Origin of the sequence: Mesorhizobium sp. CA13 (genome assembly GCF_020165235.1) — a bacterium.
Lineage (GTDB): Bacteria > Pseudomonadota > Alphaproteobacteria > Rhizobiales > Rhizobiaceae > Mesorhizobium.
Genome location: NZ_JAIUHS010000001.1, coordinates 852,713 through 877,768 on the forward strand (window position 1 = coordinate 852,713; position 25,056 = coordinate 877,768).

Here is a 25,056-nt window from a genome sequence, read left to right on the forward strand (position 1 = left end):
TAAAGTCTGCGCTTTCGGCATCACTTTCAATTGAGATTTCAGCCCCGCTGGTTTAGAAAAACTCAATGGCCATGCTCAACCGCGTCCACCTCAACGGCCTTCGCGCCGTGGAGACCGTCGCCCGTCTCGGCTCGCTTGCCGCGGCCGCCGGCGAACTCAACGTTTCGGCCAGCGCCGTCAGCCAGCAGATAAAGCGCGCGGAGCAGCAGCTCGGTCAGGCCGTGTTCGAGAGAACGGCCAAGGGGCTCGTCCTGACGGAATTCGGCGCCATGTTCGCGACGCGCCTCGGCGCGGGTTTCCGCGAGCTCACCCAGGCCGTGGCGCTGGCCGACGAGGCGCGCCAATGCACGCTGGCGGTTTCCGTGGCGCCGGCATTCGCCTCGAAATGGCTGCTGCCGCGGCTGTCGCATCACTTCACCCGGCATCCCAATGTGCTGTTGCGCATCGACGCCTCTGTGCGGCTGGCCGACCTCGACCATTCCGATATCGATATCGCCATCCGGCTTGGCGACGGCAAATGGCCGGGCGGCAAGGTGGAGTTGCTTTTGGCACAAGAGGTGTTCCCGGTCTGCGCGCCCTCGATCGCGAAGAAACTGAAATCGATCGAAGACCTTGCCCAGACCTGCGCGATCACCGACGAACGGGCGATGATCCGCTGGCAAAGCTGGTTCGCCGCGGCCGGTGTCGAACCCGTCACCTTCCTGAAGGGCGCGCGCTTCACCGATCCGATGCTTTGCCTGGAATCGGCGATTGCCGGCCATGGTGTGATGCTGGGCTGGCAGCTTCTCGCCGCCGATGCGGTGGCCGACGGGCGGCTCGTGGCGCCATTCGGGATACGCGCCCAGAGCGGGCTTGGCTATTGGCTGGTGACCTCCGCCGCCAAGGCCGAAAGCCGCAAGGTGCGGGATTTCAAGCTCTGGATCAGGGAAGAGATCGAGGCGACGATGGCGCGGTTCGGCTCCGCGAAGACGGGCACGAGCGACGCGATCACGGTGGAAAGCACGGTGACGCCGGTCTATGTAGAGTCCGACATCAAACTACGGCAGGCAGGATCATGACCACACATTCGCGCGGCGTTTCCGCAACGATCGACCCGGTGAAGCTCGACAGGCTGGCGGAAGTCGCCATCAAGGTGGGGCTGCAATTGCAGCCCGGGCAGGACCTGGTGCTGACCTCGTCCATCGCCGCGCTGCCGCTGACCAGGCGTATCGTCGAGCATGCCTACAAGGCCGGCGCGGGGCTGGTGACGCCGATTTTCAACGACGACGAGATCACGCTGGCGCGCTTTCGCTATGGCGCCGACGCCGGCTTCGACCGGGCCGCCGGCTGGCTCTACGAAGGCATGGCCAAGGCCTTCTCCAACAATGCGGCGCGACTTGCCGTGCGCGGCGAGGATCCCTCGCTCCTGTCGGCGCAGGACCCGGCGAAAGTGGCGCGCGCCAACAAGGCCAATTCGATGGCCTACCAGCCGGCGCTGGAAAAGATCACCGGCTTCGACATCAACTGGAACATCGTCGCCTATCCGGATCTCGCCTGGGCCAAGCAGGTCTTCCCCGATGACGCCGACGACGTTGCAGTGGCCAAGCTCGCCGACGCCATCTTCGCCGCCTCGCGCGTGGACGTGGAAGACCCGATCGGCAACTGGAAGGCCCACAATGCGGCCCTTCGCAGCCGCACCGAATGGCTCAACGGCCATAATTTCCATGCGCTTCATTTCACCGGGCCGGGCACCGACCTGACGGTCGGGCTGGCCGACGGTCATGAATGGATGGGCGGCGCCTCCACCGCCAAGAACGGCGTCACCTGCAATCCCAACATCCCGACCGAGGAGGTCTTCACCACGCCGCATGCGCGGCGGGTGGAAGGCCATGTTTCGTCGACCAAGCCGCTCTCCTACCAGGGCACGCTGATCGACGAGATCTCGGTGCGTTTCGAGGGCGGCAGGATCGTCGAGGCGAAGGCTTCGAAGGGCGAGGACGTGCTGAAGAAAGTGTTGGACACCGACGAGGGCGCACGCCGGCTTGGCGAAGTGGCGCTGGTACCGCATTCCTCGCCGATCTCGGCGAGCGGCCTGTTGTTCTTCAACACGCTGTTCGACGAAAACGCCGCCTGCCACATCGCGCTCGGCCAGTGCTATTCGAAGTGCTTCGTCGACGGCGCCTCGCTCAGCCAGGCCGAGATCGCGGAGCGCGGCGGCAACAAGAGCTTCATCCACATCGACTGGATGATCGGCTCGGACAAGATCGACATCGACGGCGTCGGCAAGGATGGCAGCCGCGTGCCGGTCATGCGCAAGGGCGAGTGGGCCTGACGGGAGCGCACGAAGGAGAGCCGATGGCCTTCGAGATCGCGGTGAAGCGCATCTATGAGGCACCCGAAAAGGCCGATGGCCAGCGGGTCCTGGTCGACCGCATCTGGCCGCGCGGCGTCGCCAAGAAGGACGCGGCGCTGGCGCTATGGCTGAAAGAGATCGCGCCGAGCGACGAGCTGCGCAAGTGGTTCGGGCACGAGCCTGAACGATGGGCAGAGTTTCAGAAGCGGTATCGTGCCGAACTGGACGGCAATGGCGAGGCGGTGGCGCAACTGCGCGCCCTGCTTCGCGACGGCAAGGTAACGCTGCTCTACGGCGCCCATGACGAGGCGCACAACAATGCGGTCGCGCTGGCGGGGTATTTGCGCGGGGATTGAGCGATCACACTTCCAGCTGGTGGGAGCGCGTTAGCCTTGAGACCCCGGCGGGGCAGCGCCCCCCTCTGTCCTGCCGGACATCTCCCCCACAAGGGGGGAGATCGGCAGTTGCCGCGCCCCGCTTCCACATTGGCGATTTGCGAAAGCCGCCGTTGCAGCCATCCCCCCTCGTGGGGAGATGTCCGGCAGGACAGAGGGGGGCGAAGGAACGCCGCGTACGGAGTGTTGTTCTACTTCCCGCCCACCGCCGTCTCGTAAACATCCGGCTTGAACCCAACCAAAATCTTGTCGCCAACCTCGAGCACAGGCCGTTTGATCATCGTCGGCTTGGCCAGCATCAGGGCCTTGGCCTTCTTTTCATCCAGGTCCTGTTTATCCTTGTCCGGCAACTCGCGAAACGTCGTGCTGCCCTTGTTGAGCAGCTTTTCCCAGCCGACCTTGCGGGCCCAGTCATCCAGCCTGCCCGCCTCGATCCCTTCGGCCCGGTAATCGTGGAAACGATATGGCACTGCATGGCCCTCCAGCCAGACGCGAGCCTTCCTGATCGTGTCGCAAGTGGTGATGCCGTACATGGTGATCGTCAAAACAGGCGCCTTTCGGACTTCGAATCTGGCGGCAGGTTAAGCAGCCCTCGCGCGCTTTGCCAGCGGCCGGCGGAATCATCGAGGGGTGAGTTTCTTCAATGGCGGTCGCCGATCCGTGAACGACGTGCATAGGGGATAGCGGCCAGGACATGATCCTGGCCGCCTAGGATGCGGAGAAACGTGCCGACAGCCGGAAAACCCGGCTCAATAATAGAAGCGCTCTTCGGCAATCTTGCCGTTCTTGACCGTGTACAGGCCAACCTCGTCCATGGTGACACGCTGGCCCGTGGCCTTGGGCGTTATGTCGAATGTGAAGCGCACGGCGAACTGGTCGCCATTGACGTAAGGGCCCTCGACGGAGCCGCCATGGACCTCGTTGTTTTCCTGCCACCACTGGCCCTTCTGCTTGACAGAATCCTTGCCACGGCAGACGGCCATCGGCCCCTCCATCGCTTCATAGCTGACGATGTCGTCGGCGTTATATTTCTCGGCAGCGCTTTCGTAGTCACCGCGCTTGAGAAGCGCCGTGAAATCCTTCGCAATTTCCGCGTTGGTCATGTGTTCCTCCTGTTCAGACGTCTTGCAAATAGGAAAAGCTCGTCGGCCTGCCATCATCGTTCCGCTTGATAGCTGACATGTCCTGTCAGGAGGATGGACCGCGCGGCGCATGTGGGACGGTTCCAGGCTCTCACATGGCGGGCAGTGCATCGTCCTGGCCGGTCAGCCGCCAACGTCCGGGCTGCTTGTAGACGCCCTTCCCGATGAGACTGTGGATCAGCACAAAATCCCGGACCGTCCAGCCGACCGGGTCGATCGACCGCTCGCGTATCCTGGGAACGCCCACTTCGTCACGAAGCAACGTAACATGCGGTTCGATGGACCTGGTGAGAAAGGGTTTCAACGGACTGTCCGAGATCACCGCCGTCAGATCACGCCAGAACTTTTGCAGCGACGGATTGCCATCGCTGCCGCGCAGGACCAGCGCACCACCGCCAAAGGCCGACAGGCGATCGAACGAGACCTCGAAGGGCTTCGCAACGATCATCGATCCGATATGACAGGCGGTCTCTACCAGTTCTTGCGGATACTCCTCATGGTCGCCGAAGCCGACAAGCGAGATGTGGATGTGATTTTCCGGAACCAGCCAGCCTTGCAATCCGAACTCACGGTTCAAGGCAAGGGCCTTTCGCGCGAGACGACCAGCAATCGCGCTGCCGACGAGGATGGCAAAGAACAGCCGGTGGAAATGCTTCCCGGCCTGCTCCCATCGAAAAAAGGCCTGGCCGTTCCTCGCGGTTCCGAATGCGGGTTGCCCACTCATACTGATCTCGTCCGCCAATTGACTCAGGTTGAGCATATTAGAACAAAACAAGAACAAACTCAAGCCCAAAAAAATGACGCAGGCATTGGGGCTCCCGCACCGCCGCATGCATCCAACCCCCAAGGAGTGCTTCCTTGCGGTAGGCCAATGGCCGACGACGCCGGCAGACATGGCGCCTGGATCACCACAAACGGGATAGACCTTTGACAGGAATCCGGTGAAAGTGCCGCGCCGAACCGGCAAGCCGCATTTTCGATGATCAGAGGACCGCACGCATGACGAACCCGATGCATCTGCCCGCCGAAGGCCTTTTTGTCGGGCGCGCCAGAAGCAGCGATGCCTCGCATCCCCTGGTGGTCACGGTGCGTGATGGCACCGTCTTCGATATCACGTCGAGCACGGCGCCGACCGTGCGTGATATCTGCGAGATGGCCGATCCGGCCGGTTATGTGCGCTCGGCCAGGGGCAAGCCGATCGGCTCGCTCGACGATATCGCGGCCAACAGTTTCGAGGCCGCGCGTGATCCGGCAAAGCCCTATCTCATCTCCCCGGTCGACCTGCAGGCAATCAAGGCCTCGGGCGTCACCTTCGTCGTCAGCCTGTTGGAACGCGTCATCGAGGAACAGGCGCGCGGTTCGGCGGAACGGGCCGATGCCATCCGCGCCGACATTGCCGGGCTGATCGGCCACGATCTGTCCAAGCTCAAGCCGGGGTCTCCCGAAGCGATGGAGATCAAGGCCAAGCTGATCTCGCGCGGCGCCTGGTCGCAATATCTGGAAGTGGGCATCGGTCCGGATGCCGAGATCTTTACCAAATGCCAGCCGATGGCCTCGGTCGGTTTCGGCGCCAATGTCGGCCTGCATCCCGTCTCGACCTGGAACAATCCGGAGCCGGAGATCGCCGTGATCGCCGGCAGCAGCGGCAAGATCGTCGGCGCCACCATCGGCAACGACGTCAATCTGCGCGACGTCGAAGGGCGCTCCGCGCTGCTCCTCGGCAAGGCCAAGGACAACAACGCCTCCGCCTCGCTCGGCCCCTTCATCCGCCTGTTCGACGGCACGTTCTCCATCGACGACGTGAAGAACGCGGTGGTGCGCCTCAAGGTCGAGGGTGAGGACGGGTTCGAGCTCGAGGGCGCAAGCTCGATGGCCGAGATCAGCCGCTCTCCCGAAGAGCTCGTCGCGGCCGCCATGGGCCCGCATCACCAATACCCCGACGGCCTGGCGCTCTATCTCGGCACCATGTTCGTGCCGTCGAAGGATCGCGGCGAGAAGGGCAAGGGGTTTACCCACAAGGTCGGCGACATCGTCACCATCTCGTCGGAGAAGTTCGGCGCGCTGGTCAACCGGGTGCGGTTGTCGCCGGACTGCCCGCACTGGACCTACGGCGCCAGCCATCTGATGCGCGATCTTGCCAGGGCCGGCCTCCTCTAGCTCCTCGCGTTGCCGGAGGCGGTCAACCACCGCTCCGGCGACCCTCGGGGCCGGTATCGCCTGCCGCGAAAAATCATTCGAACTGATGCAATCTGATGGGTCTCCTGATGGCGCCCCGTCAGGCGCTGACTACGACTGACAGGCGGAGGCTTGCCATTTGTCGAAAAAGAGGATGCTCTGATCATCCAACACGGCGTTGGCGAGGAGGACGCGATCTTGCCCGATCAAAGGGCGGTTTCAAACTGATCAATTTCAAACGGGAGGAAATCAAATGCTGACACGGCTAAGAGTGGTTCTATACGGCCTGCTGGTCGCGCTGACGGTCATTCCGGCGGCGGCGCAGGCCAAGACGTTCTACTGGATTTCACATGGCGGCCCGGCCGATCCGGTCTGGACCTACTTCCTTGCCGGCGCCAAGCAATGGGCCAAGGACACCGGCAACACCGTCAACACCTCGTTCCACAATGGCGACGTCGCCTCGCAGCAGGAGGCGGTGCGGGCCGCGATCTCGGCCAAGGCCGACGGGATCACCACCACCAGCCCCGATCCGGGCAGCCTTGTCGAGATCGTCAAGGAAGCCCGCGCGGCCAACATCCCGATCATCAACTTCAACACGCCCGATCCCAAGGCCAATTTCAACGCCTATGTCGGCGGCGACAACGTAACCTTCGGCAGGCACTGGGCGCAGTATCTGGTCGACAAGGGTCTGGTGAAGAAGGGCGACTTCGTCTGGATGCCGGTCGAGATTCCCGGCGCCACCTACGGCGTCCAGGAGGAGGAAGGCATCAAGAGCGTGTTCGAGCCGCTCGGCATCACCTATGAGGTGACCGAGGCGACGCTCGACCAGGCCGAAGTGATCAATCGCATGGTCGACTATCTCACCGCCAACAAGGCCAAGGTGAAGGCGATCATCGGCCTTGGCGACCTCGTCACCGGCTCGATCAAACGCGTGTTCGACCAGGTCGGCGTCAAGCCGGGCGAAATTCCGGTCGTCGGCTGGGGCAACTCGCTCGACACCACGCAGGAAGTGCTGAACGGCTATGTCAATGCCGGCCAGTGGCAGGACCCGCAGGCGACCAGCTATGTCGCGCTGTCGCTCGCCAACATGGCCGCGAGCGGCATTCCCCCGGGCTTCAACGTCATCACCGGCGCGCTCTATGAGAAAGACACCGCCGGGGTCTACGACAAGATCCTGTCCGGCAAATAGTCCCTGATCTCCAGCGCCGCACGTCACCGGCGTGCGGCGCCCTGCCCTTTTGCCGGTATCGAGCCGTTCGACGCGGCCCGACAGTCCGGCCCATTCCAACCAGTCGCGGGTTACACGTGGAAAATCGTTCGCTTGTCCAAGGTCTGATCGCGCGGCCGGAATTCGGCCCCTTCGTGCTGCTCGTCGTCGAGATCGCCGTCTTCTGGGGCTTCAACCACGACTTCCTGTCACCGCAGAATATCTCCAACACGCTGGCTTTCACCGTCGAGCTCGGACTGATCGCGCTGGCCATGACGTTGCTGATGACGTCGGGCGAATTCGACCTTTCCGTCGGCTCGCTGTTCGGCTTCTCGCCGGTGCTGATGTGGACGCTGTTCAACAGCGGTCTCACCTCGCTGGAGATCGGCTTCGTCGTCGCGCTGCTGGTCGCCGCCTTCATCGGGCTGGTCAATGGCTGGTTCGTCACGCAGCTCAAGATCCCGTCCTTCCTGGTCACGCTCGGCATGCTGCTGGTGGTGCGGGGCACCGCGCTGTTCGTCACCGACGGTTTTCCGCAGCGTACCTGGAGCGCCGAGGGCAGTTGGCTGGCGGAAGCGCTGGTCGGCGATTTCTTCATCGGCCCGTTCCGCATCTACATGTCGCTCTTCTGGTTCATCGCCGCGGCCATCGCGCTGGGCTACGTGCTGACGCAAAGCCGCACCGGCAACTGGATCCAGGCGGCCGGCGGCAACCCGAACGCTGCAAGGGCGCGCGGCGTCAACGTCAACGGCGTCAAGATCGGCCTGTTCGTGCTGTCCTCGGTCATGGCCTCGCTTGCCGGCGTCATATCCTCGCTGCGCACCTCGGCCGCCAACCCCAATAGCGGCACCGGCTACGAGCTCGAGGTCATCGCCATGGTGGTGATCGGCGGCACGGCGCTGACGGGCGGGCGCGGCACGATCATCGGCACCGTGCTCGGCATCCTGATCCTGCGCGTCATGCGCAACGGCATCGTGCTGATCGGCGTGCCGGGCCTTGCCTACAACATCTTCATCGGCGCGATCATCCTTGGCATGATGGCGCTTCATTCATGGCTGGAACGCCGGCATCAGGCAGGGACGTGAACCATGGCCGAGCCACTGATCCGCATGCAGAACATCCGCAAGTCCTACGGGCGCGTGCAGGCGCTGGTGGACGCCAATTTCCACGTCAACGAGCGCGAGATCGTCGGCCTGCTCGGCGACAACGGCGCCGGCAAGTCGACGCTGATCAAGGTGCTGTCGGGCGCGGTGCCGCTGACCAGCGGCGACATCTTCATCCGCGGCAAGAAGGTGAACCTGCGCAGCACCAGCGACGCCATCGCCAACGGCATAGAGACCATCTACCAGGACTCGGCGCTGGTCACCCAACTGTCGATCGCCCGCAATTTGTTTCTGGGACGTGAGCCGATCAAGCCGCCGCGCTTCCTCAACCGCATGGACCAGGAGGCGATGAACACGGTCGCGCGCGACCTGCTCAAGCAGGTCGGCATTTCCAAGAACATCCCGCCGACCACGCCGATCGGCTCGCTCTCCGGCGGCGAGCGCCAGGCGGTGGCGATCGCGCGCGCCATGCATTTCGACAGCGACCTCATCATCCTCGACGAACCGACCAACAATCTCGGCGTCGCCGAAACCCAGGGCGTGCTGAGCTTCGTGCGCAGCGCGCGCGATTCCGGCCATTCCTGCATCTTCATCGCGCACAACATCCACCATGTCTTCCAGGTGGTGGACCGCATCGTCGTCATGCGGCGCGGCAAGGTGGTGGCCGGGGACATCGACCCCAAGACGACCAGCGTGGCGGAGGTAGAACGCATCATCACCGGCATGTCGGACAAGGAAATCCGCGACGCCATCGCCGATGGCAAGGCGCCGCATTGAGGATGGACGCAAACCGTCCTGGCGAAGCAGCAGAGTGGGCATCCGGACGATGGGAGCGCTCAGGCCGCATCGCCCGCCTGGCGTGCCACCGCATCGGCGCATAGGTTGCGGCATGAAAGCCACCGTCTCCGACATCGCCAGGAGCTGCAAACTGTCGACCGCGACAGTCGACAGGGTGCTCAATAACCGCAAGGGGGTCAGCGCGGCCAACCGGCAGCGCGTCATGGAGGCCGCCAAGCAGCTCGGCTATTTGCCGGTCGCCGACCAGGTAACGCTCCCGTCCCGGCCGGCCAATCTGGAATTCTTCCTGCCGATCGGCAGCAACGCCTTCATGCAGGATCTGGCCAGGCATATCGAGGACTATGCCTCGCGCCTGCCGCTCGTTGCCTCCTGCCGGATCCACAACCTCGCCGGAATCTCGCCGAACGCCTTGCAGGCCGCCCTCGAAAACCTGTCGCTGAGAGCCAACGGCGTCGGCGTCATCGCCGTCGATCATCCCAGGACGCGCAACATCCTGCGCGACATCGTCGAGGCCGGCATCCGCCTGGTGACGCTGGTGTCCGATATTCCGGCGGCACCCCGCTCGGCCTATGTCGGCATCGACAACCGGGTGGCCGGACGGACCGCCGCACTCCTGATGGGGCGCTTTCTCGGCGACCGCGAGGGCCAGCTGGCGATGGTGGTCGGCTCGCGCTCCTATCGCGGCCATGAGGAACGCGAGATGGGTTTCCGCTCCGTGCTCGGCGAGGAGTTCCCCAACCTCAGCGTCAGCAGCGCCGTCGAGATCAACGACGAGCCCGATGCCAGCTATGCCGAAACCATGAAGGCGCTGCGCAACGAGCCGGAACTGCTCGGCATCTATTGCATTGGAGCTGGACGCTCCGGCGTTGCCAAAGCCATCCGGGAGGCCAGGCCCAACCGCAAGCCGGTATTCATCTGTCACGACCTGACGAGGGAAACGCGCGGCTATCTCGTCGACGATCTAGCCGACGTCGTCATCGACCAGAATGCCAGGCTGATCGCCGAGCAATCGGTCATCCGCCTGCTTGGCTCGATCGCATCATCGGCGCCCTACCTGACGCGGAAGTTCATCGAGCCGCGGCTGATCTTCCGGGAAAATGTCCCGGTGCAGTGACGCGGGCCGCAAGGTCTTCCGGTCACGGTGTTCGCGAGCGATACGGCGAATCTGCACAGCTGCTATGCACGATTCACGATTGCCGAATCATTGGGCAACTCATAGCTTCTGGTCGTCGGCCATCTACTCCTCCCAGATGCGATGCCGGCGCTGAGTGGGGTGCACCTCCTCCCGCACCACATTCGAAATCGAGCCCGCTGCCACCTCCTCCCGGCAGCGGGCTTTTTTATCGCATGCCGGACATTTCCGGAACGGCAGGGAATTCTCGCAGGATCAAAAGGTACGGCAACCGGAAGCGTACGCGCTGTCCGGCGCCAATGAGCCTCGCCGATGGATCAGCCCGCGGCGGCTCCGCCCCTGAACGACTGGATCAACCCTTCCGCCATGCGCACCAATTGCGCGCTGGGGCCTTCGGTGCCAACGGTCTGCACGCTCACGCGCGCGCCCTCGCACAGCAGCGAAAGCGTATCGGCCAGAAGTTCGGCCTGGCCGATGCCGGCTCCCCGGCAGAGCGCCACCAGGCGCTCGCGCTGGGCTTCCTTGAGCTCCTTGATCACGCGCCTGGCCGGATGGTCGGGTTCAGTCAGCTCAACCGCGGCGTTAGCCATGTCGCAGCCCCGGCAATCGGCCGTCAGCATCTCGGCCGCCTTGCGAACCCAGGCATGCAGTTGCGCGAGCTTGTCGCCCGGATGCTCGGCCTCGAATGCGTCCCACATCGCGCCGGCCTTGGATGCGGTGGCGCGCAGGCATTCGATGATCAGATCGTCCTTGGATTCGAAATGACGGTAGAGCGTCATCTTGTTCGTGCCGGCAGCCTCGGTGATGGCGTCGACGCCGACGCCCTTGATGCCGTGCTTGTGGAACATGTCGCGCGCCGTTTCCAGGATCCGATCCCGGGGACGAGGGCGCTCCACGACGCCGTCTGTCATCATTGATCTCCTTTCGTTTCCAAAAATCCCTCGGCCACCTCTTGACTAGGGTGTTACCGGTCTGTAACTTCCAGCACGTTACTTACTGGTAACACCTATGGCGCCCGCCGTCAATAACAAGACCGTGATCTGGTCCGGCCAGATCGGGGCGGGCGAAAAATTGCATTTCATGCGGCTCCGGCCGGTGAAGAGATGAAAAACGGTTCGCGAGCATGGGCTGCGAATCGACAGACAAGGAGCCGGCCAATGCCACAGCGCCGCGATCTTACCATAGATGAAGCCGTCCGGGATCCGATGATCCGGCTGGTCATGAAAGCCGACGGGGTCGATCCGCGCGCTTTCGAAACAATGCTGCGCAGGCTTGCGGGCACGCAGCGCGGTGATGTGCCGTTGCTCCGTTCGTCGGAAGAGTTCGGGCGCGGCCAGAAGCTGTCCAGGGTTGCCACTGCGTTCGGCAGGGCAAGAGCAGCCGGAGAGGCGTGCGTGTCGTGGTAAACTTCTTCATTCACCGCCCGATCTTCGCCTCGGCGATCGCCATCATCATGGTGCTCGCCGGGACGATTTGTTATTTCCTGCTGCCCGTCTCGCAGTTTCCCGACATCACACCGCCGCAGGTCGTGGTCAGCGCCCACTATCCGGGAGCCAGCGCGCAGGTGGTCGCCGACACGGTGACGACGCCGCTGGAGCAGCAGATCAACGGCGTGCAAGGCATGACCTACATGTCGTCGACCAGCTCCAACGACGGCTCCTCGACGATCACCATCACCTTCGATGTCGGCTATTCCCTGAGCACCGCCGCCGTCGACGTCCAGAACCGGGTCTCGCAGGCTGCCTCGTCGCTGCCGGCGATCGTCAACCAGGGCGGCGTGACGATCAAGAAGCAGAATCCGAACTTTGTCCTCATCGTCAATCTCACCTCCCCCGACGGCTCCGTCGATCCGGTGGCGCTGTCGAACCTTGCCTATCTGCAAGTGGTGGACCCGCTGAAGCGGCTGCCCGGTGTCGGCGACGTGCAGATCTTCGGCGAGCGGCGCTATTCGATGCGCGTCTGGCTCGATCCGGACAAGCTCGCCAATCTCGGCATCACCGCCGTCGACGTCCAGAACGCCATTGCCGAGCAAAACGTCCAGGTGGCCGCCGGCAAGATCGGCCAGTCTCCGGCACCTGCCGGCACGGCTTTCGAGATGCAGGTCAATGCCGTCGGCCGGTTGAGCGATCCCAAGGAGTTCGGCGACATCGTGGTGCGCGCCAACACCACCAGCGGCTCGCTGGTGCGGCTGCGCGACGTCGCCCGCATCGAGCTCGGCGCCCTGCAATATTCGTCGTCGGCCTTCTTCGGCAAGGACCCGACCGTGGTGCTCGCCGTCTACCAGATGCCCGGTTCCAACGCGCTCGATCTGCAGCAGCGCGTGAAGGACAAGATGCAGGAGCTGTCCGCCCGCTTTCCCAAGGGCGTCAGCTATGCCATGCACTACGACACGACGCGCTTCGTCTCGGCCTCCATGCATGACGTGCTGATCACGCTTGGCGAGGCTCTGGTTCTCGTCGTCGCCGTGGTGTTCGTCTTCCTGCAAAGCTGGCGCACCACAATCATTCCGACGATCGCCATTCCGGTGTCGCTGGTGGCGACGCTCGTCGTCATGGAGATGATGGGCTTCTCGCTCAACATGCTCTCCCTGCTCGGCATGGTGCTGGCGATCGGCCTCGTCGTCGACGATGCCATCGTGGTGGTTGAGAATGTCGAACGACAGCTCGAGGCCGGGCTGAAACCGTTGGCCGCGACGAAAGCCGCAATGGCCGAGGTCACCGGTCCGATCATCGCGACCACAGCCGTGCTGATGGCCGTCTTCGTGCCGGTCGCCTTCATCCCCGGCGTTTCGGGACGGCTCTACAACCAGTTCGCGCTGACGGTGGCGATCTCGGTCGGCATTTCCGCCTTCAATTCGCTGACGCTGAGCCCGGCACTGAGCGCTGCCTTCCTGCGTCATCGCCATGGCGAACAGTTCGTGCTGTTCCGCTGGTTCAATTCGGGCTTCGACAGGCTGTCGCATGCCTATGCCAATGGCGTGCGCGTCCTCATCCGTTTGCGCTGGATCATGCTCGGCCTGTTCGCGGCCGGGCTGGTCGCCACCTATTTCGTCTGGGCGAAGCTTCCCTCGACCTTCCTTCCGGTCGAGGACCAGGGCTATTTCTTCGTCGTCATCCAGTTGCCCGACGGCGCTTCGCTGGAGCGTACCGACTCGGTGGCGCAGAAGGCGCGCGACATCCTGCAGGCGACGCCCGGCGTCGACATCGTCGGCTCGATCAGCGGACTGAACTTCCTGACCAGCGCGGCGCAGTCGAATTCCGCGGTCGAATTCGCCATCCTGAAACCGTGGGAGGAGCGCGGTCCCGACCAGAGCGCCTCCAAGCTCGTCGCCGACGTACGCGGCAAGCTGATGCAGATCCCGGAGGCGTTCGCGCTCTCCTTCGATCCGCCATCGATCCCGGGCATCGGCACCACCGGCGGCTTCGAATTCGTCGTCGAGGACCTCACCGGTCGTGGCAGCACCGCCCTCAACGATGCGACGCAAGCCGTGATCGCCGAGGCGCGCAAGCAGCCGGAAATCAACCCGCAGCAGCTTTTCTCCCCATTCTCGACCTCGACGCCGCAGTTCAACTACGACCTCGACCGCGCCAAGGCGAAGCTGCTTGGGCTCAACCTGCCTGACGTCTTCAACACGCTGCAGATCTATCTCGGCTCGCTCTACGTCAACGACTTCAACCTGTTCGGCCGCACCTTCCGGGTGACCATCCAGGCCGACAAGGATGCACGCGCGGGTGCGGCCGACATTTCGCGGCTCTATGTGCGCAATGCCTCCGGCGGCATGGTGCCGCTCAGCACGCTGGGCAAGCTGGTGCCGTTCGTCGGCCCGGAAACGGTGCCGCACTACAACAACAACGCCTCGGCCTCGATCAATGGCGGCGCTGCGCCCGGCTATTCGTCCGGCCAGGCGGTCGCCGCCATGGAACGGGCCGCCGCCACGGCTCTGCCAAGGGATTTCGGCTTCGAATGGACCGGCATCACTTTCCAGGAGCTCAAGGCGGGATCGATCGCGTCGGTCGTCTTCGGCCTCGCCATCGTCTTCGTCTTCCTGATCCTGGCGGCGCAATATGAGAGCTGGGCGATGCCGTTCATGGTGCTGCTGGCAGTGCCGCTCGCCCTGTTCGGCGCATTCGTGGTGCTGTGGGTGCGCGGCATGCAGATCGACGTCTACTCGCAGATCGGCTTCGTCATGCTGATCGGCCTGGCGGCCAAGAACGCCATCCTGATCGTCGAGTTCGCCCGGCGACGGCGCGAAGAAGGCCTCAGCATCGTCGAAGCGGCGATGGAAGCGGCACGGCTGAGGCTGCGGCCGATCCTGATGACGGCCTTCGCCTTCATCCTGGGCGTGCTGCCGCTGATGTTCGCGACCGGCGCCGGTGCCGCCAGCCGTCAATCGATCGGCACGACCGTCTTCGGCGGCATGGTGGCAGCGACCATCCTGTCGCTGGTGTTCGTGCCGGTCTTCTATGCGGTCATCGAACAGCTGCGCGAACGGCGCGGCGACGACGAGCCCGCTTCCCTGCATTCCGAACCAACTGCCGAACCCGCCTTGCCGCCCATGGCGCAAGCGGCCGAATAAGATTGGAGACTGAACATGCGTAAATGGAAAATCGCTTTGGGCGCGGCTGTCGCGCTGGGCGCAATCTCGGTGGCGAGCGTTCACCTGCTCGATATGGGCAGCCTCAGCCTCAATGCCGGCACGGCCGGAGCGGCGACCCCCGCTCCCGCGGCATTCGTCATGCCGGTGCCGGTGACCAGCGTGGTGAAGAAGACGATCCCGATCTATCTCGACTATGCCGCCCGCACCGAACCGATCCGCAGCGTCACGCTGCAGGCCAGAGTGCCGGGTTACCTGGAAGAGCAGGTCGCCGAAGACGGTGCCGACGTCAAGAAGGGCGACCTCCTCTACAAGATCGCGCCGCAGGATTTCCAGGCGGCGCTCGACCAGGCGAAAGCGCAGGTGCAGCGCGACACCGCGACGCTCGACTATGCCCGCTCCAATCTCGGCCGCGGCACCGAGCTCGCCAAGAGCGGCTACCTGGCCAAGGACAGCTTCGACCAGCGCACCAGCACTCTGCGCGAGGCGCAGGCGTCGCTGGCGCTCAACCAGGCGGCGGTCCGCACGGCCGAGCTCAATCTGAGCTATTCGGAGATCCGCGCTCCCTTCGCCGGCCGCATCGGCCGTAACCAGGCCTCGATCGGCACGCTGGTCAGTGTCGCCGGCACGGTGCTCAACACGCTGGTGCAGCTCGACCCGATCTATGTAACCTTCAATCCGAGCGAGAGCGATCTGGCGCAGATCGAGGAAGCTCGCGCCGCCGGCCCGATCGAGGTCGAGGTGCTGCTCCCGGGCGAGACCGAAGCCCATCAGAAGGGTGAACTCACCTTCATCGACAACACGATCGACCATTCGACCGGCACCATCACCGCGCGCGCCACCATCGGCAACGCCAAGTTCGCGCTGCTGCCTGGCCAATATGTCCGCGTACGGCTGCACGTCAAACAGCAGCCCGATGCGCTGATGGTGCCGCAGGTCGCACTGGGTTCGAGCCAACTCGGCAAATATCTCTACGTCGTCGGCAAGGGCAATACGGTCGACCAGCGGCTGGTTTCGACCGGGCCGACCAGCGGCGACCTGGTGGCCATCCTGAGCGGCGTCGCGGAAGGCGACCAGGTGATAACAGGCAATCTGCAGAAGATCGGTCCTGGAATGCCGATTTCGCCACTGCCACAGAAACCGGCCACCTGACTCCCCCGCAGGCCCGGTTTCAGCGCGGCGCCCCGGCCTTCCCACAGGTCGCGGGCGCCGCTTTTGCGAGCAGTTCCGCCCGACCAGTACCGGCGATGTGAAAAAAGCCGCAAAAGCTCTTGTTAGATTGTCGACAATCTGCTTGTCTTGCCCTTGTTTCGTCGGGAGTGGCCGGATGGCAAGGGCGGACTTCAGTCCAATCGCGGATACGACGCGACGCGCGGAGATCGTGGCGCTGCTGCGACGGGCAATCCTGACCGGCCAGTTGGAGCCGGGCCAGAAGCTCAACGAGCTGCGGATTTCCGAGCAGATGCGCGTCAGCCGCGCGCCTTTGCGCGAAGCGATGCGCGAGCTGGTGCAGGAAGGCATCCTGACCAGCATTCCCTATGCCGGCACCTTCGTCATCAATGTCACCGCCAAGGACATCGACGACGTCTACTCGCTCAACAAGGTGCTCGACGAATTCGCCATCGAGCGGACATGGGAGCTGCGCGACCGGCGCTTTTTCGATGAGCTCGACCGGCGCCATGAGGCGGTGAAGCAGGCGACGCGCGACCGCGACACCACAAGGCAGATCGAAACCGCACTGCAACTGCATGGCCTGATTCACGAATGGGCCGACAATTCCGTTCTTTTGGAAATATGGCAGCGGCTGACCAGCCGGTTGCAGATGTATTTCGCCCTGCACCAGCAGGCACGCGACGAAGCCGTGCCCGCCGAGGACGTTCACGAGACCTACGTGCGGCTGCTCAAGGGCGACGACATGCGCGCTGCCCAGCGCCACGCCCGCGAGCATATAGACCACGACTTCGAAGAGCTTCTTGCCTACGCGCGCGCCCTCGAACGGCGCCCGTCGAAAGGCGCCTGATCCTTCCCCGGCGGATAACGGACATCAACGTGCAGATCGCAACCATCAAAGCCTACCATGTCGTGCAGCCCTTCGTGGACGGGCCCTACCGCATGTCCAAGGGGCGCGTCGCCGACGCCTTCGACGCGGTGATCGTCGCCATCTCCTCGGACGATGGCATCACCGGTTGGGGCGAGATGGCGCCGCTCGGCAATTTCTATTCGGCCGCCTTCCCGGCGGGCGCCCGTGCCGGCGTTATGGAGATCGCCCCGCACCTCATCGGCCAGGAGCCACGCGGCCTCGCCAGCATCGGCCGGCTGATGGACACCGTCTTCAAGGGCCATCCCTACATCAAGTCGGCGCTCGACATGGCCTGTTGGGATCTCGCCGCGCGCGCCGCCGACGTGCCGCTGGTGACGATGCTGGGCGGTAAGGAGAGCGATACGGCCGAGCTCTACAAGGTCGTCACCCATGGCAGCGTCGATGCCATGGCCGCGCTTGCGAAGCGCATCGTCAAGGATGGCTTCCAACGGCTGCAGGTCAAGGTCGGCGGCAACGTCCGCGACGACATCGAACGCGTCACGGCGGTCGCCGCCTCAGTGCCGAAAGACACTGTCATCTTCTGCGACGCCAATGCCGGCTGGACGCCCTACCAGGCGCGCCAGTTCGCCGATGCGACGCGCTCGATTGATTACACATTCGAGCAACCCTGCACGACGATCGAGGAAACCATGTCGGTGCGCCGCATGCTCGACAAGCCGATGGTGCTCGACGAATCCGTCACCTCGCTCGAGGACATGCTGGAAATCCATCGCCGGGGCGCGGCCGACGGGCTGACGCTGAAGATCTCGCGGCTCGGCGGCGTCACCAGGACCCGGCTGATCCGCGATGTCGCCGTAGACCTCGGCTTCATGATCACCGTCGAGGACACTGGCGGCGCCGAGATCGACACTGCGGCCATGGCGCATCTGTCGCTGTCGACGCCGCTGGAGCGCCGCCTGCACGCCATCGCCTTCCACGAATGGGTGACGGTGCGCACGGCGTCGAACAAGCCGCCGGTCACCGGCAGCCGCATGGGCGTTCCGGATGGTCCGGGCCTCGGCATCGACGTCCTCCCGGATCTTCTCGGCAAGCCCTTCTTCGAGGTCGGCCGGTGAAAATCCGCGGCATCAAGGCGACGCCGATCAACCTCAGGCTGGAGGCGCCTTATGCCTGGGTGTTCGGTGAACTCGACGGCTTCTCGCCGACCATTGTCGAAGTGGAGACCGAAGATGGCCTGATCGGCCTCGGCGAAGCACCGACACCGGCAGCAGCCGCGATCATCAACGACATCCTGGCACCGCGGCTCGTGGGCCGCGACGCCTTTGACATCGCCGGCGCCGAGCATGTCTGCCTCCCCTACTGGACCGGCGTGCAGTCGATCAACGACCGCACCCGCATCATGGCCTTCGGCGCGATCGACATGGCGCTCTGGGACCTGCGCGGCAAGGCGTGGAACCAGCCGCTCTACCAATTGCTCGGCGGGGCCGTGCGCAAGGACATCCCATTCACCGACTATTTCTCGCTGCGCGGCGACGGGCCAAGGGTGAAAGGCGAGACGACGCCGGAGGAGGTCGCCGACTATTGCGTCGAGCTTCATGAGACGCACGGAACGACCTTCTTCGAAGGGAAGTTCTCGACGCAGGCTCCAAAAATCTCGCTGAAGATGATCGAATTGATCCGCAGGAAGCTCGGCGACGATGCGATGATCCGCATCGATTCCAACCAGGCCTATTCGCTCAGCACCGCCCGGCGACTGGCGCGGCCGCTGGAAGAGCTTGGCGTGCGCAATTGGGAGGATCCGGTGGCGACGATCGAGGAGATGCGCGAACTCAGGCGCCATTGCTCGATCCCGTTCTCGACCCACAACATCGACATCGCCCGCGCCATGGACCTCAAGGTGCCCGACGCCTTCGTCGGCAATCCGACGGCGCATGGCGGCATCGGCCGCATGCTGCGCTTCGTCGGCGCCTGCGAGCACGCCGGCATCGATTTCTGGTGCTACAGCGGCGACAGCGGCATCGGCAGCGCCGCCTACCTGCATCTGTGCGCGGCACTCGGCTGGATACGGGAGCCGAACCAGTCGCTGTTTCGCATGCAACCGACGGACATAACCGAAGAGGGACCGTTTTGCCCGAGGAACAATGTCGTGCGCGTCCCGGAGGGGGCCGGTCTCGGCATCACATTGTCGCGAGAACGGCTCGCTGCCTGCCATCGCGACCTCGCCGAGAACGGCCCCTGCGACAAATATCACGATCCGGCAAAGCCCGGAACTTACCGTCGTTTGCCGCTGAACTAGATGAGGGCGGCCGGCCAAAACAGAAGAAGCCAGCCGCCGCGATCCCGATCGGAAAGGGTGGCCACGGACCAGAGGAAGCAGTGCAGCCCAGAAACCGGCACGTCCACGCCAAGGACTGGATGGACCGGACAAAACCGCGTGCTACAGTCCCGGTCTACAGGCCTCTGGCGACCGGAAACGGTGTAGTCGCGAATTTTCGTCAACCATAAGAAACAGGGGAAAGGGTCAAACCCATGAGCAAGAATTATCGCATTCTCGATCTCATCCGGCGCAATCGCTCGCCGCTCGAAAATCATCTCATCGACGGTCTCGTCGACGGCCGTGTCAGCCGCCGCGACTTCATCCGCCATGGCAGCCTGCTCGGCCTGTCTCTGCCGCTGCTGGGCGGCATCACCACGGCCGCGGGCCTCGGTGCCATGCCGTCGCTCGCCCGGGCGCAAGGCGCGCCAGGCGCCACGATCCGCGTCGCAAGCAGCGTGCCGGCGGCGACGATCGACCCTGTCACGATCGCCGATGCCGGCGGCCTGCTGATCATGCAGCAAGTCGCGGAGTTCCTCTGCGTCGACGGTCCCGATCTCGTGCTCAAGCCGGCGCTGGCTGAAAGCTGGAAGCCGAACGACAACGGCTCGGTGTGGACTTTCAAGCTGCGTAAGGGCGTGAAGTTCCATAGCGGCGGCGAAATGAAGGCCGACGACGTGGTGGCCAGCATCGACCGGCTCGCCGACCCGGCCAACTCATCCAACGCACTGTCGGTGTTCACCGGCATCCTGTCGAAGGGCGCCAGCAAGAAGGTCGACGACTACACGGTGGAATTCCACCTCGACGCCCCGAACGGCAACTTTCCCTACCTGGTGTCATCGGACAATTACAACGCCGTCATCGTGCCGGCGAGCTATAAGGGCGACTACGAAAAGAGCTTCGACGGCACCGGGCCCTTCAAGATCGACAAATACACGCCGAAGGTCGGCGCTTCCTTCGTCCGCAATGAGGACTATTGGGGCGAGAAGGCGCTGCCGGAACGCACCGAATTCACCTTCTTTGCCGACATGCAGCCAATGATCCTGGCGCTTCAAGGCGGGCAGGTCGACATCATCAACCAGATGCCTGTCCTGTCTGGCGTGGCGCTGCTCAACGATCCCAACATCGACATCATCAGCCTGAAATCGTCGGCGCACCAGCAACTGCACCTGCGCTGTGACGACGGGCCGATGAAGGATGCGCGCGTGCGCCGCGCCATCGCGCTCAGCCTGGACCGCGACAAGCTGGTCGCGGGCCTGATGAAGGGGCGCGCCGTGGCTGGCAACGACAGCCCGTTCGCCCCGGTCTATCCCTCGACCGATGCGAGCGTGCCGCAGCGCAAGCAGGACATCGCGCAGGCCAAGCAGCTCATGGAAGCGGCGGGGGCCGGCAAGGGCTTCAAGATGACGCTGACCACCGAACGCTATCTCGAAATCCCCGAATATGCCCAGCTCATCCAGAACTGGGTCAAGGAAATCGGCATCGAGCTCGAGCTCAACATCCTCGACCAGAGCGCCTATTACGGCGACGCCGTGTTCGGCAAATCGAACTGGCTGGACTCGGAAATGGGCATCACCGACTACGGCCACCGCGGCGTGCCGAACGTCTATCTTGCCGCCCCGCTGAAGAGCGAAGGCACATGGAACGCGGCGCACTTCAAGAACAAGGACTACGACGCGCTGGCGACCAGCTATATCGCGGCCCTCGATCTCGAAGCGCAGAAGGCGACGGCAGGCAAGATCCAGAAGCTTCTGCTCGAGGAGACGCCGGTCATCTTCGGCTATTTCTACGACTATCTGACGGCGACGGCGAAGGGCGTGGCCGGCGTGCAGCCGACCGCGATGTCGCAGCTGTTCCTGGAAAAGGCGTCGAAGGCCTGAGCGGAAGGGAAAGCCAATCCTATAACAGCCAGCTTCCTGACGGGAGCTGGCTACTCAGGGAGTGTTAGCCATTCTCTCCTTCCTTGTCCGGCGCGTCTCGCTTTCGCTCGTCACGCTGTTCCTGCTCAGCATCATGGTCTTCCTGGGCGGGCAGGTGCTGCCCGGCAATGTCGGGCGCGCCATATTGGGGCCGTTCGCCGACCAGCGCGCCGTCGATGCGCTCAACCATTCGCTCGGCGTCGACCGGCCACTGCTTGCCCAGTACTGGAGCTGGATTTCAAACTTCGTCCAGGGCGACATGGGCACGTCCTACATCTTCCGCTCGCCGGTCGCCCCCTTCGTCATCGATGCGCTGGGAAATTCGATGAAGCTGGCGGCGGTCGCCTTCGTGCTGGTGGTGCCGATCGGAATCCTTGGCGGCGTCGTCGCAGCCCTCAATCTCAACCGGCCGCTCGACCGCATCATCAGCCTTGGCGGCCTGTCGGTGACGGTGCTGCCGGAGTTCGTCACCGGCATCATCCTTATCCTGATCTTCGGCGTCTGGCTGCGCTGGCTGCCGATCTCGGCGGCATGGCCGCGTGATGCCGGGTTCTTCACGCAGCTTTACTACCTAATCCTGCCGGCGCTGCCGCTGTTCCTGGTGCTGTTCGGCTATATCGCGCGCATGGCGCGCTCGGGCATGATCGAGGCGCTCGATTCCGACTATACGCGAACCGCGGTGCTCAAGGGCCTGCCTTGGCGCACGGTGATCTGGCGCCATGTGATGCGCAATGCGCTGCTGCCGACCATCACCGTGATCGCCACCCAGACCGGCTATCTCATCGGCGGCCTCGTGGTGATCGAGACGCTGTTCCGCTACCAGGGTATCGGCTCGCTGATCTTCACCGCCGCGCGCGGCAAGGATTTCCCGATGCTGGAATCGGGCATCCTGACCATCGGCATCGTCTATGCCGTGGCCACCCTTGTGGCCGACTTCCTCTATTCCGTGCTCAATCCACGCGTCCGGCTGGGGTCAGAACAATGAGCGCCGTCCAGACCAGTCCCGCCAGGCAGGACGACACACGCCAGCGCAGCCAGCTGGCGGAGGTTTTGTCCTCGCTGCTTCGCTCCGGCACCTTCCTCGTCGGCATCACCATCGTGCTGTTCTGGGTCGCCTGCGCGCTGTTCGGCGAACATTTCGCGCCCTACGATCCGCTTGCCGACGACATCATCAACGCGCTGGCGCCGCCTTCGGCCGAACACTGGTTCGGCACCGACCAGATCGGCCGCGACGTATTCTCGCGCGTCATCGTCGGCTCGCGCGACATCCTGACCGTCGCGCCGCTGGCAACGTTGCTGGCGACGGTGGCCGGCACGGCGCTCGGGCTGCTCACCGGTTATTTCCGCGGCATCGTCGACGATGTCGTCAGCCGCATCCTGGAGGCCTTCATGGCAATCCCGGTGGTGATCGTGGCGCTGCTCGCCATCGTGGCGCTCGGCACGTCCAAGACCACTGTCATCGTCGTCATCGGGCTGAGCTTCGCGCCGATCATCGCGCGCACCGTGCGCTCGGCGGTGCTGGCCGAACGCGAGCTCGACTATGTCGCCGCCGCCCAGCTCAGGCATGAAAGCGCGCTGCATACGATGTTCGTCGAGATCCTGCCCAACGTCATTCCGCCGATCCTGGTCGAAACCACCGTGCGGCTGGGTTATGCCATTTTCGCGGTCGCGACGCTTTCCTTCATGGGCTTCGGCATCCAGCCGCCGTCGCCGGACTGGGGGCTCTCGATCTCCAGCAATTACGGCATGATCGGCGGCGGCTTCTGGTGGACCGTGCTGTTCGACGCGCTCGCCATCGCCTCACTGGTGATCGGCGTCAACCTGGCGGCCGACGGCGTGCATGGAGCGTTCAATGACTGAAGCCGCCAAGGCCTGGAAGGCGAAGGCCCAGAACGCTCTCGACCTCCACGACCTGTCGGTCGCCTATCGTGTTTCCGGCCGCAACCGGGCGGTGCTGCGCAATCTCAGCCTCACCATCGGCCGGGGCGAGGCCTATGGGCTGGTCGGCGAATCCGGCTGCGGCAAATCCACGGTCGCCCTTTCCGTCGTACGCTACCTCCCTAGAAACGGTTCGATATCAGGCGGCGCGATCTTCCTCGACGGCCAGGACGTCATGAAGCTCGATGCCGAGGCGCTCAGGCGGGCGCGGGCCGAAAGCGTCTCAATGGTCTATCAGGACCCCGGCAAGGCGCTGAACCCGTCGATCCGCATCGGTCGCCAGCTGACCGAGATCTTCGAGCTTGGCGGCAAAACGGGGCAGGCAGCCGAGGATCGCGCAATCGCCATGCTCAACCGGGTGCGGATCTCCGATCCGGTCAGCGTCATGCAACGCTATCCGCACCAGCTTTCCGGCGGCATGCAGCAGCGCGTGGCGATCGCCATGGCGCTGGCCAACGATCCCTCGATGCTGATCCTGGATGAGCCGACGACCGGCCTCGACGCGACGGTCGAGGCCGAGGTTCTCGACCTGATCGCGCAGCTGCGGCAAGAACTGTCGGCCTCGATCCTGTTCATCAGCCACAATCTCGCCGTCGTCTCCAAGATGTGCGACCGCGTCGGCGTGCTCTATGCCGGCATGCTGGTCGAGGAAGGACCGACGCAGGCCGTCTTCAACGATCCCCGCCACCCCTATACGGTGGCGCTGCTGCGCTGCCTGCCGCGCGGCGGCCAGCGCAAGGACCAGGGCCGCCTCGACACCATCCCGGGTTTTTTGCCCGGCATCGGGGCCGACATCAAGGGCTGCCCCTTCGCCGACCGCTGCGCTCTCGCTACCGACCGCTGCCGCAACGAGTTGCCGCCGCTCTACGAGCTGGGCGGCCGGCTGTCGCGCTGCCACTATCACGAGAAGGCGCAATCCCTGCCGCGCGCGACGCCCATCGACGCGCCCGCCGCCCCGAAAGCCGCGGCCGCGCCGGTATTGCGGGTCGCCGGGCTGAACAAGACCTTTGCCAGCCATGGCCATTCGCTGCGCGCGGTGAAGGACGTGTCGCTCGATCTCAGGCCGGGCGAAACGCTCGGGCTGGTCGGCGAATCCGGCAGCGGCAAGACTACTTTCGCCAGGCTGCTGCTCGGCCTCGTGCCGCCCGACGACGGCGGCAGCATCGAGCTCGAGGGCAAGGCGCTGGCGCCGCGGCTTGGGGACCGCAGCGAAGACCAGGTCAAGGCGATGCAGATCGTCTTCCAGAATCCGGACTCCGCACTCAACCGCTCGCATTCGATAAGGCATCTGATCGGCCGCGCGCTGAAGCGGCTGGCAGGCTTGAGCGGCAAGGCGCTGGAGGCGCGCCTCGACGACCTCGTCCGCTCGGTGCGGCTGACCGACCGGCATCTGGCCGTGAAGCCGCGCCAGCTGTCGGGAGGGCTGAAACAGCGCGTTGCCATAGCGCGCGCCTTCGCCGGCGATCCACGCATCGTCGTGTGCGACGAGCCGACCTCGGCACTCGACGTGTCGGTGCAGGCGGCGATCCTCAACCTGCTCGCCGATCTGCAAGCGAAGGAAGACGTCAGCTACATCTTCATCTCGCATGACCTTGGCGTGGTGCGCTACCTCTCCGACAAGATTGCCGTGCTCTATCTCGGGCGCATCATGGAGCTCGGACCGTCGGAAGAGGTTTTCTCCGGCCCGCATCACCCCTACACCGAAGCGCTGCTGTCGGCCGTGCCCAGGCTCGACCAGACCGAGGCGGCACGCATCCGTCTCGACGGCGAAATCCCCAGCGCCACCAACCCGCCCTCGGGGTGCGTGTTCCACACGCGCTGCCCGCGCAAGATCGGCCCGATCTGCGAACAGCAGGAACCGCCGCTGGCCGAGGCGCGCCCCGGACACTCGATCCGCTGCCATATTCCCTACGCGGAACTCGCCAGGCTGCAGAGGCCGGCAGCGGTCGATACCGAGCCGGCATAG

General features: G+C 64.3%; 22 protein-coding genes. 18 read left to right on the plus strand and 4 right to left on the minus strand.

The genetic code is table 11. From position 1 onward, the window contains the following. The first annotated feature begins 65 nt into the window (after positions 1 to 65). Genes LB566_RS04355 through LB566_RS04365 form a run of 3 tightly spaced genes read left to right on the plus strand, consistent with a single transcriptional unit; the run spans position 66 to position 2,688 of the window. Positions 66 to 1,058 (plus strand): LysR substrate-binding domain-containing protein, encoded by a 993-nt coding sequence (locus LB566_RS04355; protein ID WP_224623374.1) that lies wholly within the window; start codon positions 66 to 68, stop codon positions 1,056 to 1,058. Next, on the plus strand, positions 1,055 to 2,311 hold the full coding sequence (locus LB566_RS04360) for an aminopeptidase (protein WP_140551102.1): 1,257 nt from the start codon (positions 1,055 to 1,057) through the stop codon (positions 2,309 to 2,311). The genes LB566_RS04355 and LB566_RS04360 overlap by 4 nt, the downstream gene beginning before the upstream one ends. Before the next feature lie 23 nt (positions 2,312 to 2,334). Continuing rightward, positions 2,335 to 2,688, plus strand: a complete 354-nt coding sequence (locus tag LB566_RS04365) for a DUF488 domain-containing protein (protein ID WP_224623376.1) — start codon at positions 2,335 to 2,337, stop codon at positions 2,686 to 2,688. Between the two features lie 230 nt (positions 2,689 to 2,918). Here LB566_RS04365 and LB566_RS04370 read toward each other — a convergent pair whose 3' ends face one another. From LB566_RS04370 to LB566_RS04380, 3 genes are all read right to left on the minus strand, one after another. Further along, positions 2,919 to 3,260, minus strand: coding sequence for an ArsC family reductase (locus tag LB566_RS04370; RefSeq protein WP_263497968.1), 342 nt, complete (start codon positions 3,258 to 3,260; stop codon positions 2,919 to 2,921). A 216-nt stretch (positions 3,261 to 3,476) separates the two neighbouring features. Next, complete coding sequence (locus tag LB566_RS04375) at positions 3,477 to 3,830, minus strand: nuclear transport factor 2 family protein (protein WP_224623380.1); 354 nt, start codon at positions 3,828 to 3,830, stop codon at positions 3,477 to 3,479. Positions 3,831 to 3,960: 130 nt separating this feature from the next. Beyond that, positions 3,961 to 4,611, minus strand: a complete 651-nt coding sequence (locus LB566_RS04380; RefSeq protein ID WP_224623382.1) for a 2'-5' RNA ligase family protein — start codon at positions 4,609 to 4,611, stop codon at positions 3,961 to 3,963. A gap of 257 nt (positions 4,612 to 4,868) precedes the next feature. On the opposite strand from LB566_RS04380, the gene LB566_RS04385 reads away from it, so the two are divergent. From LB566_RS04385 to LB566_RS04405, 5 genes are all read left to right on the plus strand, one after another. Beyond that, positions 4,869 to 6,026: a fumarylacetoacetate hydrolase family protein gene (locus LB566_RS04385; protein ID WP_224623384.1), complete on the plus strand. Its 1,158-nt coding sequence runs from the start codon at positions 4,869 to 4,871 to the stop codon at positions 6,024 to 6,026. A 271-nt stretch (positions 6,027 to 6,297) separates the two neighbouring features. Next, positions 6,298 to 7,233 (plus strand): substrate-binding domain-containing protein, encoded by a 936-nt coding sequence (locus LB566_RS04390; protein WP_224623386.1) that lies wholly within the window; start codon positions 6,298 to 6,300, stop codon positions 7,231 to 7,233. Between the two features lie 116 nt (positions 7,234 to 7,349). Beyond that, on the plus strand, positions 7,350 to 8,336 hold the full coding sequence (locus LB566_RS04395) for an ABC transporter permease (protein ID WP_224623387.1): 987 nt from the start codon (positions 7,350 to 7,352) through the stop codon (positions 8,334 to 8,336). 3 nt (positions 8,337 to 8,339) lie between these two features. Continuing rightward, positions 8,340 to 9,131, plus strand: coding sequence for an ATP-binding cassette domain-containing protein (locus LB566_RS04400; protein WP_224623390.1), 792 nt, complete (start codon positions 8,340 to 8,342; stop codon positions 9,129 to 9,131). Between the two features lie 112 nt (positions 9,132 to 9,243). Next, positions 9,244 to 10,266: a LacI family DNA-binding transcriptional regulator gene (locus LB566_RS04405; protein WP_224623392.1), complete on the plus strand. Its 1,023-nt coding sequence runs from the start codon at positions 9,244 to 9,246 to the stop codon at positions 10,264 to 10,266. Between the two features lie 335 nt (positions 10,267 to 10,601). On the opposite strand, the gene LB566_RS04410 is transcribed toward LB566_RS04405, so the two are convergent. Then, entirely contained in the window at positions 10,602 to 11,195 is a 594-nt protein-coding gene (locus tag LB566_RS04410; protein WP_140497923.1) for a TetR/AcrR family transcriptional regulator, read from the minus strand. 246 nt (positions 11,196 to 11,441) lie between these two features. On the opposite strand from LB566_RS04410, the gene LB566_RS04415 reads away from it, so the two are divergent. From LB566_RS04415 to LB566_RS04460, 10 genes are all read left to right on the plus strand, one after another. Continuing rightward, complete coding sequence (locus LB566_RS04415) at positions 11,442 to 11,690, plus strand: hypothetical protein (RefSeq protein WP_224623393.1); 249 nt, start codon at positions 11,442 to 11,444, stop codon at positions 11,688 to 11,690. After that, a complete protein-coding gene (locus LB566_RS04420) occupies positions 11,684 to 14,860 on the plus strand; it encodes an efflux RND transporter permease subunit (RefSeq protein ID WP_224623635.1) in 3,177 nt (1,058 codons plus the stop codon). The genes LB566_RS04415 and LB566_RS04420 overlap by 7 nt, the downstream gene beginning before the upstream one ends. Positions 14,861 to 14,875: 15 nt before the next feature. Beyond that, positions 14,876 to 16,030: an efflux RND transporter periplasmic adaptor subunit gene (locus LB566_RS04425; protein ID WP_140551112.1), complete on the plus strand. Its 1,155-nt coding sequence runs from the start codon at positions 14,876 to 14,878 to the stop codon at positions 16,028 to 16,030. 175 nt (positions 16,031 to 16,205) lie between these two features. Continuing rightward, the gene (locus LB566_RS04430; RefSeq protein ID WP_224623395.1) at positions 16,206 to 16,898 is read left to right on the plus strand and encodes a GntR family transcriptional regulator; all 693 of its coding nucleotides are present in this window, start codon (positions 16,206 to 16,208) and stop codon (positions 16,896 to 16,898) included. A gap of 29 nt (positions 16,899 to 16,927) precedes the next feature. Beyond that, complete coding sequence (locus LB566_RS04435; RefSeq protein WP_224623397.1) at positions 16,928 to 18,034, plus strand: mandelate racemase/muconate lactonizing enzyme family protein; 1,107 nt, start codon at positions 16,928 to 16,930, stop codon at positions 18,032 to 18,034. Further along, positions 18,031 to 19,215, plus strand: coding sequence for a mandelate racemase/muconate lactonizing enzyme family protein (locus LB566_RS04440; protein WP_224623399.1), 1,185 nt, complete (start codon positions 18,031 to 18,033; stop codon positions 19,213 to 19,215). Before LB566_RS04435 ends, LB566_RS04440 begins: the two co-directional genes overlap by 4 nt. Positions 19,216 to 19,448: 233 nt before the next feature. After that, complete coding sequence (locus tag LB566_RS04445; RefSeq protein ID WP_224623401.1) at positions 19,449 to 21,113, plus strand: ABC transporter substrate-binding protein; 1,665 nt, start codon at positions 19,449 to 19,451, stop codon at positions 21,111 to 21,113. A 70-nt stretch (positions 21,114 to 21,183) separates the two neighbouring features. Beyond that, complete coding sequence (locus LB566_RS04450; RefSeq protein ID WP_224623636.1) at positions 21,184 to 22,137, plus strand: ABC transporter permease; 954 nt, start codon at positions 21,184 to 21,186, stop codon at positions 22,135 to 22,137. Beyond that, on the plus strand, positions 22,134 to 23,012 hold the full coding sequence (locus LB566_RS04455; protein WP_224623403.1) for an ABC transporter permease: 879 nt from the start codon (positions 22,134 to 22,136) through the stop codon (positions 23,010 to 23,012). Before LB566_RS04450 ends, LB566_RS04455 begins: the two co-directional genes overlap by 4 nt. Next, entirely contained in the window at positions 23,005 to 25,056 is a 2,052-nt protein-coding gene (locus tag LB566_RS04460) for an ABC transporter ATP-binding protein (protein WP_224623405.1), read from the plus strand. Before LB566_RS04455 ends, LB566_RS04460 begins: the two co-directional genes overlap by 8 nt.

Excerpts from the sequence above, each read along its gene's own strand:
- LB566_RS04445 (WP_224623401.1), top strand. The coding sequence starts at position 19,449 with ATGAGCAAGAATTATCGCATTCTCGATCTCATCCGGCGCAATCGCTCG.
- LB566_RS04460 (WP_224623405.1), top strand. The coding sequence starts at position 23,005 with ATGACTGAAGCCGCCAAGGCCTGGAAGGCGAAGGCCCAGAACGCTCTC.
- LB566_RS04455 (WP_224623403.1), top strand. The coding sequence starts at position 22,134 with ATGAGCGCCGTCCAGACCAGTCCCGCCAGGCAGGACGACACACGCCAG.
- LB566_RS04370 (WP_263497968.1), bottom strand. The coding sequence starts at position 3,260 with ATGTACGGCATCACCACTTGCGACACGATCAGGAAGGCTCGCGTCTGG.
- LB566_RS04360 (WP_140551102.1), top strand. The coding sequence starts at position 1,055 with ATGACCACACATTCGCGCGGCGTTTCCGCAACGATCGACCCGGTGAAG.
- LB566_RS04425 (WP_140551112.1), top strand. The coding sequence starts at position 14,876 with ATGCGTAAATGGAAAATCGCTTTGGGCGCGGCTGTCGCGCTGGGCGCA.
- LB566_RS04405 (WP_224623392.1), top strand. The coding sequence starts at position 9,244 with ATGAAAGCCACCGTCTCCGACATCGCCAGGAGCTGCAAACTGTCGACC.
- LB566_RS04375 (WP_224623380.1), bottom strand. The coding sequence starts at position 3,830 with ATGACCAACGCGGAAATTGCGAAGGATTTCACGGCGCTTCTCAAGCGC.
- LB566_RS04415 (WP_224623393.1), top strand. The coding sequence starts at position 11,442 with ATGCCACAGCGCCGCGATCTTACCATAGATGAAGCCGTCCGGGATCCG.
- LB566_RS04390 (WP_224623386.1), top strand. The coding sequence starts at position 6,298 with ATGCTGACACGGCTAAGAGTGGTTCTATACGGCCTGCTGGTCGCGCTG.
- LB566_RS04355 (WP_224623374.1), top strand. The coding sequence starts at position 66 with ATGGCCATGCTCAACCGCGTCCACCTCAACGGCCTTCGCGCCGTGGAG.
- LB566_RS04365 (WP_224623376.1), top strand. The coding sequence starts at position 2,335 with ATGGCCTTCGAGATCGCGGTGAAGCGCATCTATGAGGCACCCGAAAAG.
- LB566_RS04410 (WP_140497923.1), bottom strand. The coding sequence starts at position 11,195 with ATGACAGACGGCGTCGTGGAGCGCCCTCGTCCCCGGGATCGGATCCTG.
- LB566_RS04400 (WP_224623390.1), top strand. The coding sequence starts at position 8,340 with ATGGCCGAGCCACTGATCCGCATGCAGAACATCCGCAAGTCCTACGGG.
- LB566_RS04430 (WP_224623395.1), top strand. The coding sequence starts at position 16,206 with ATGGCAAGGGCGGACTTCAGTCCAATCGCGGATACGACGCGACGCGCG.
- LB566_RS04385 (WP_224623384.1), top strand. The coding sequence starts at position 4,869 with ATGACGAACCCGATGCATCTGCCCGCCGAAGGCCTTTTTGTCGGGCGC.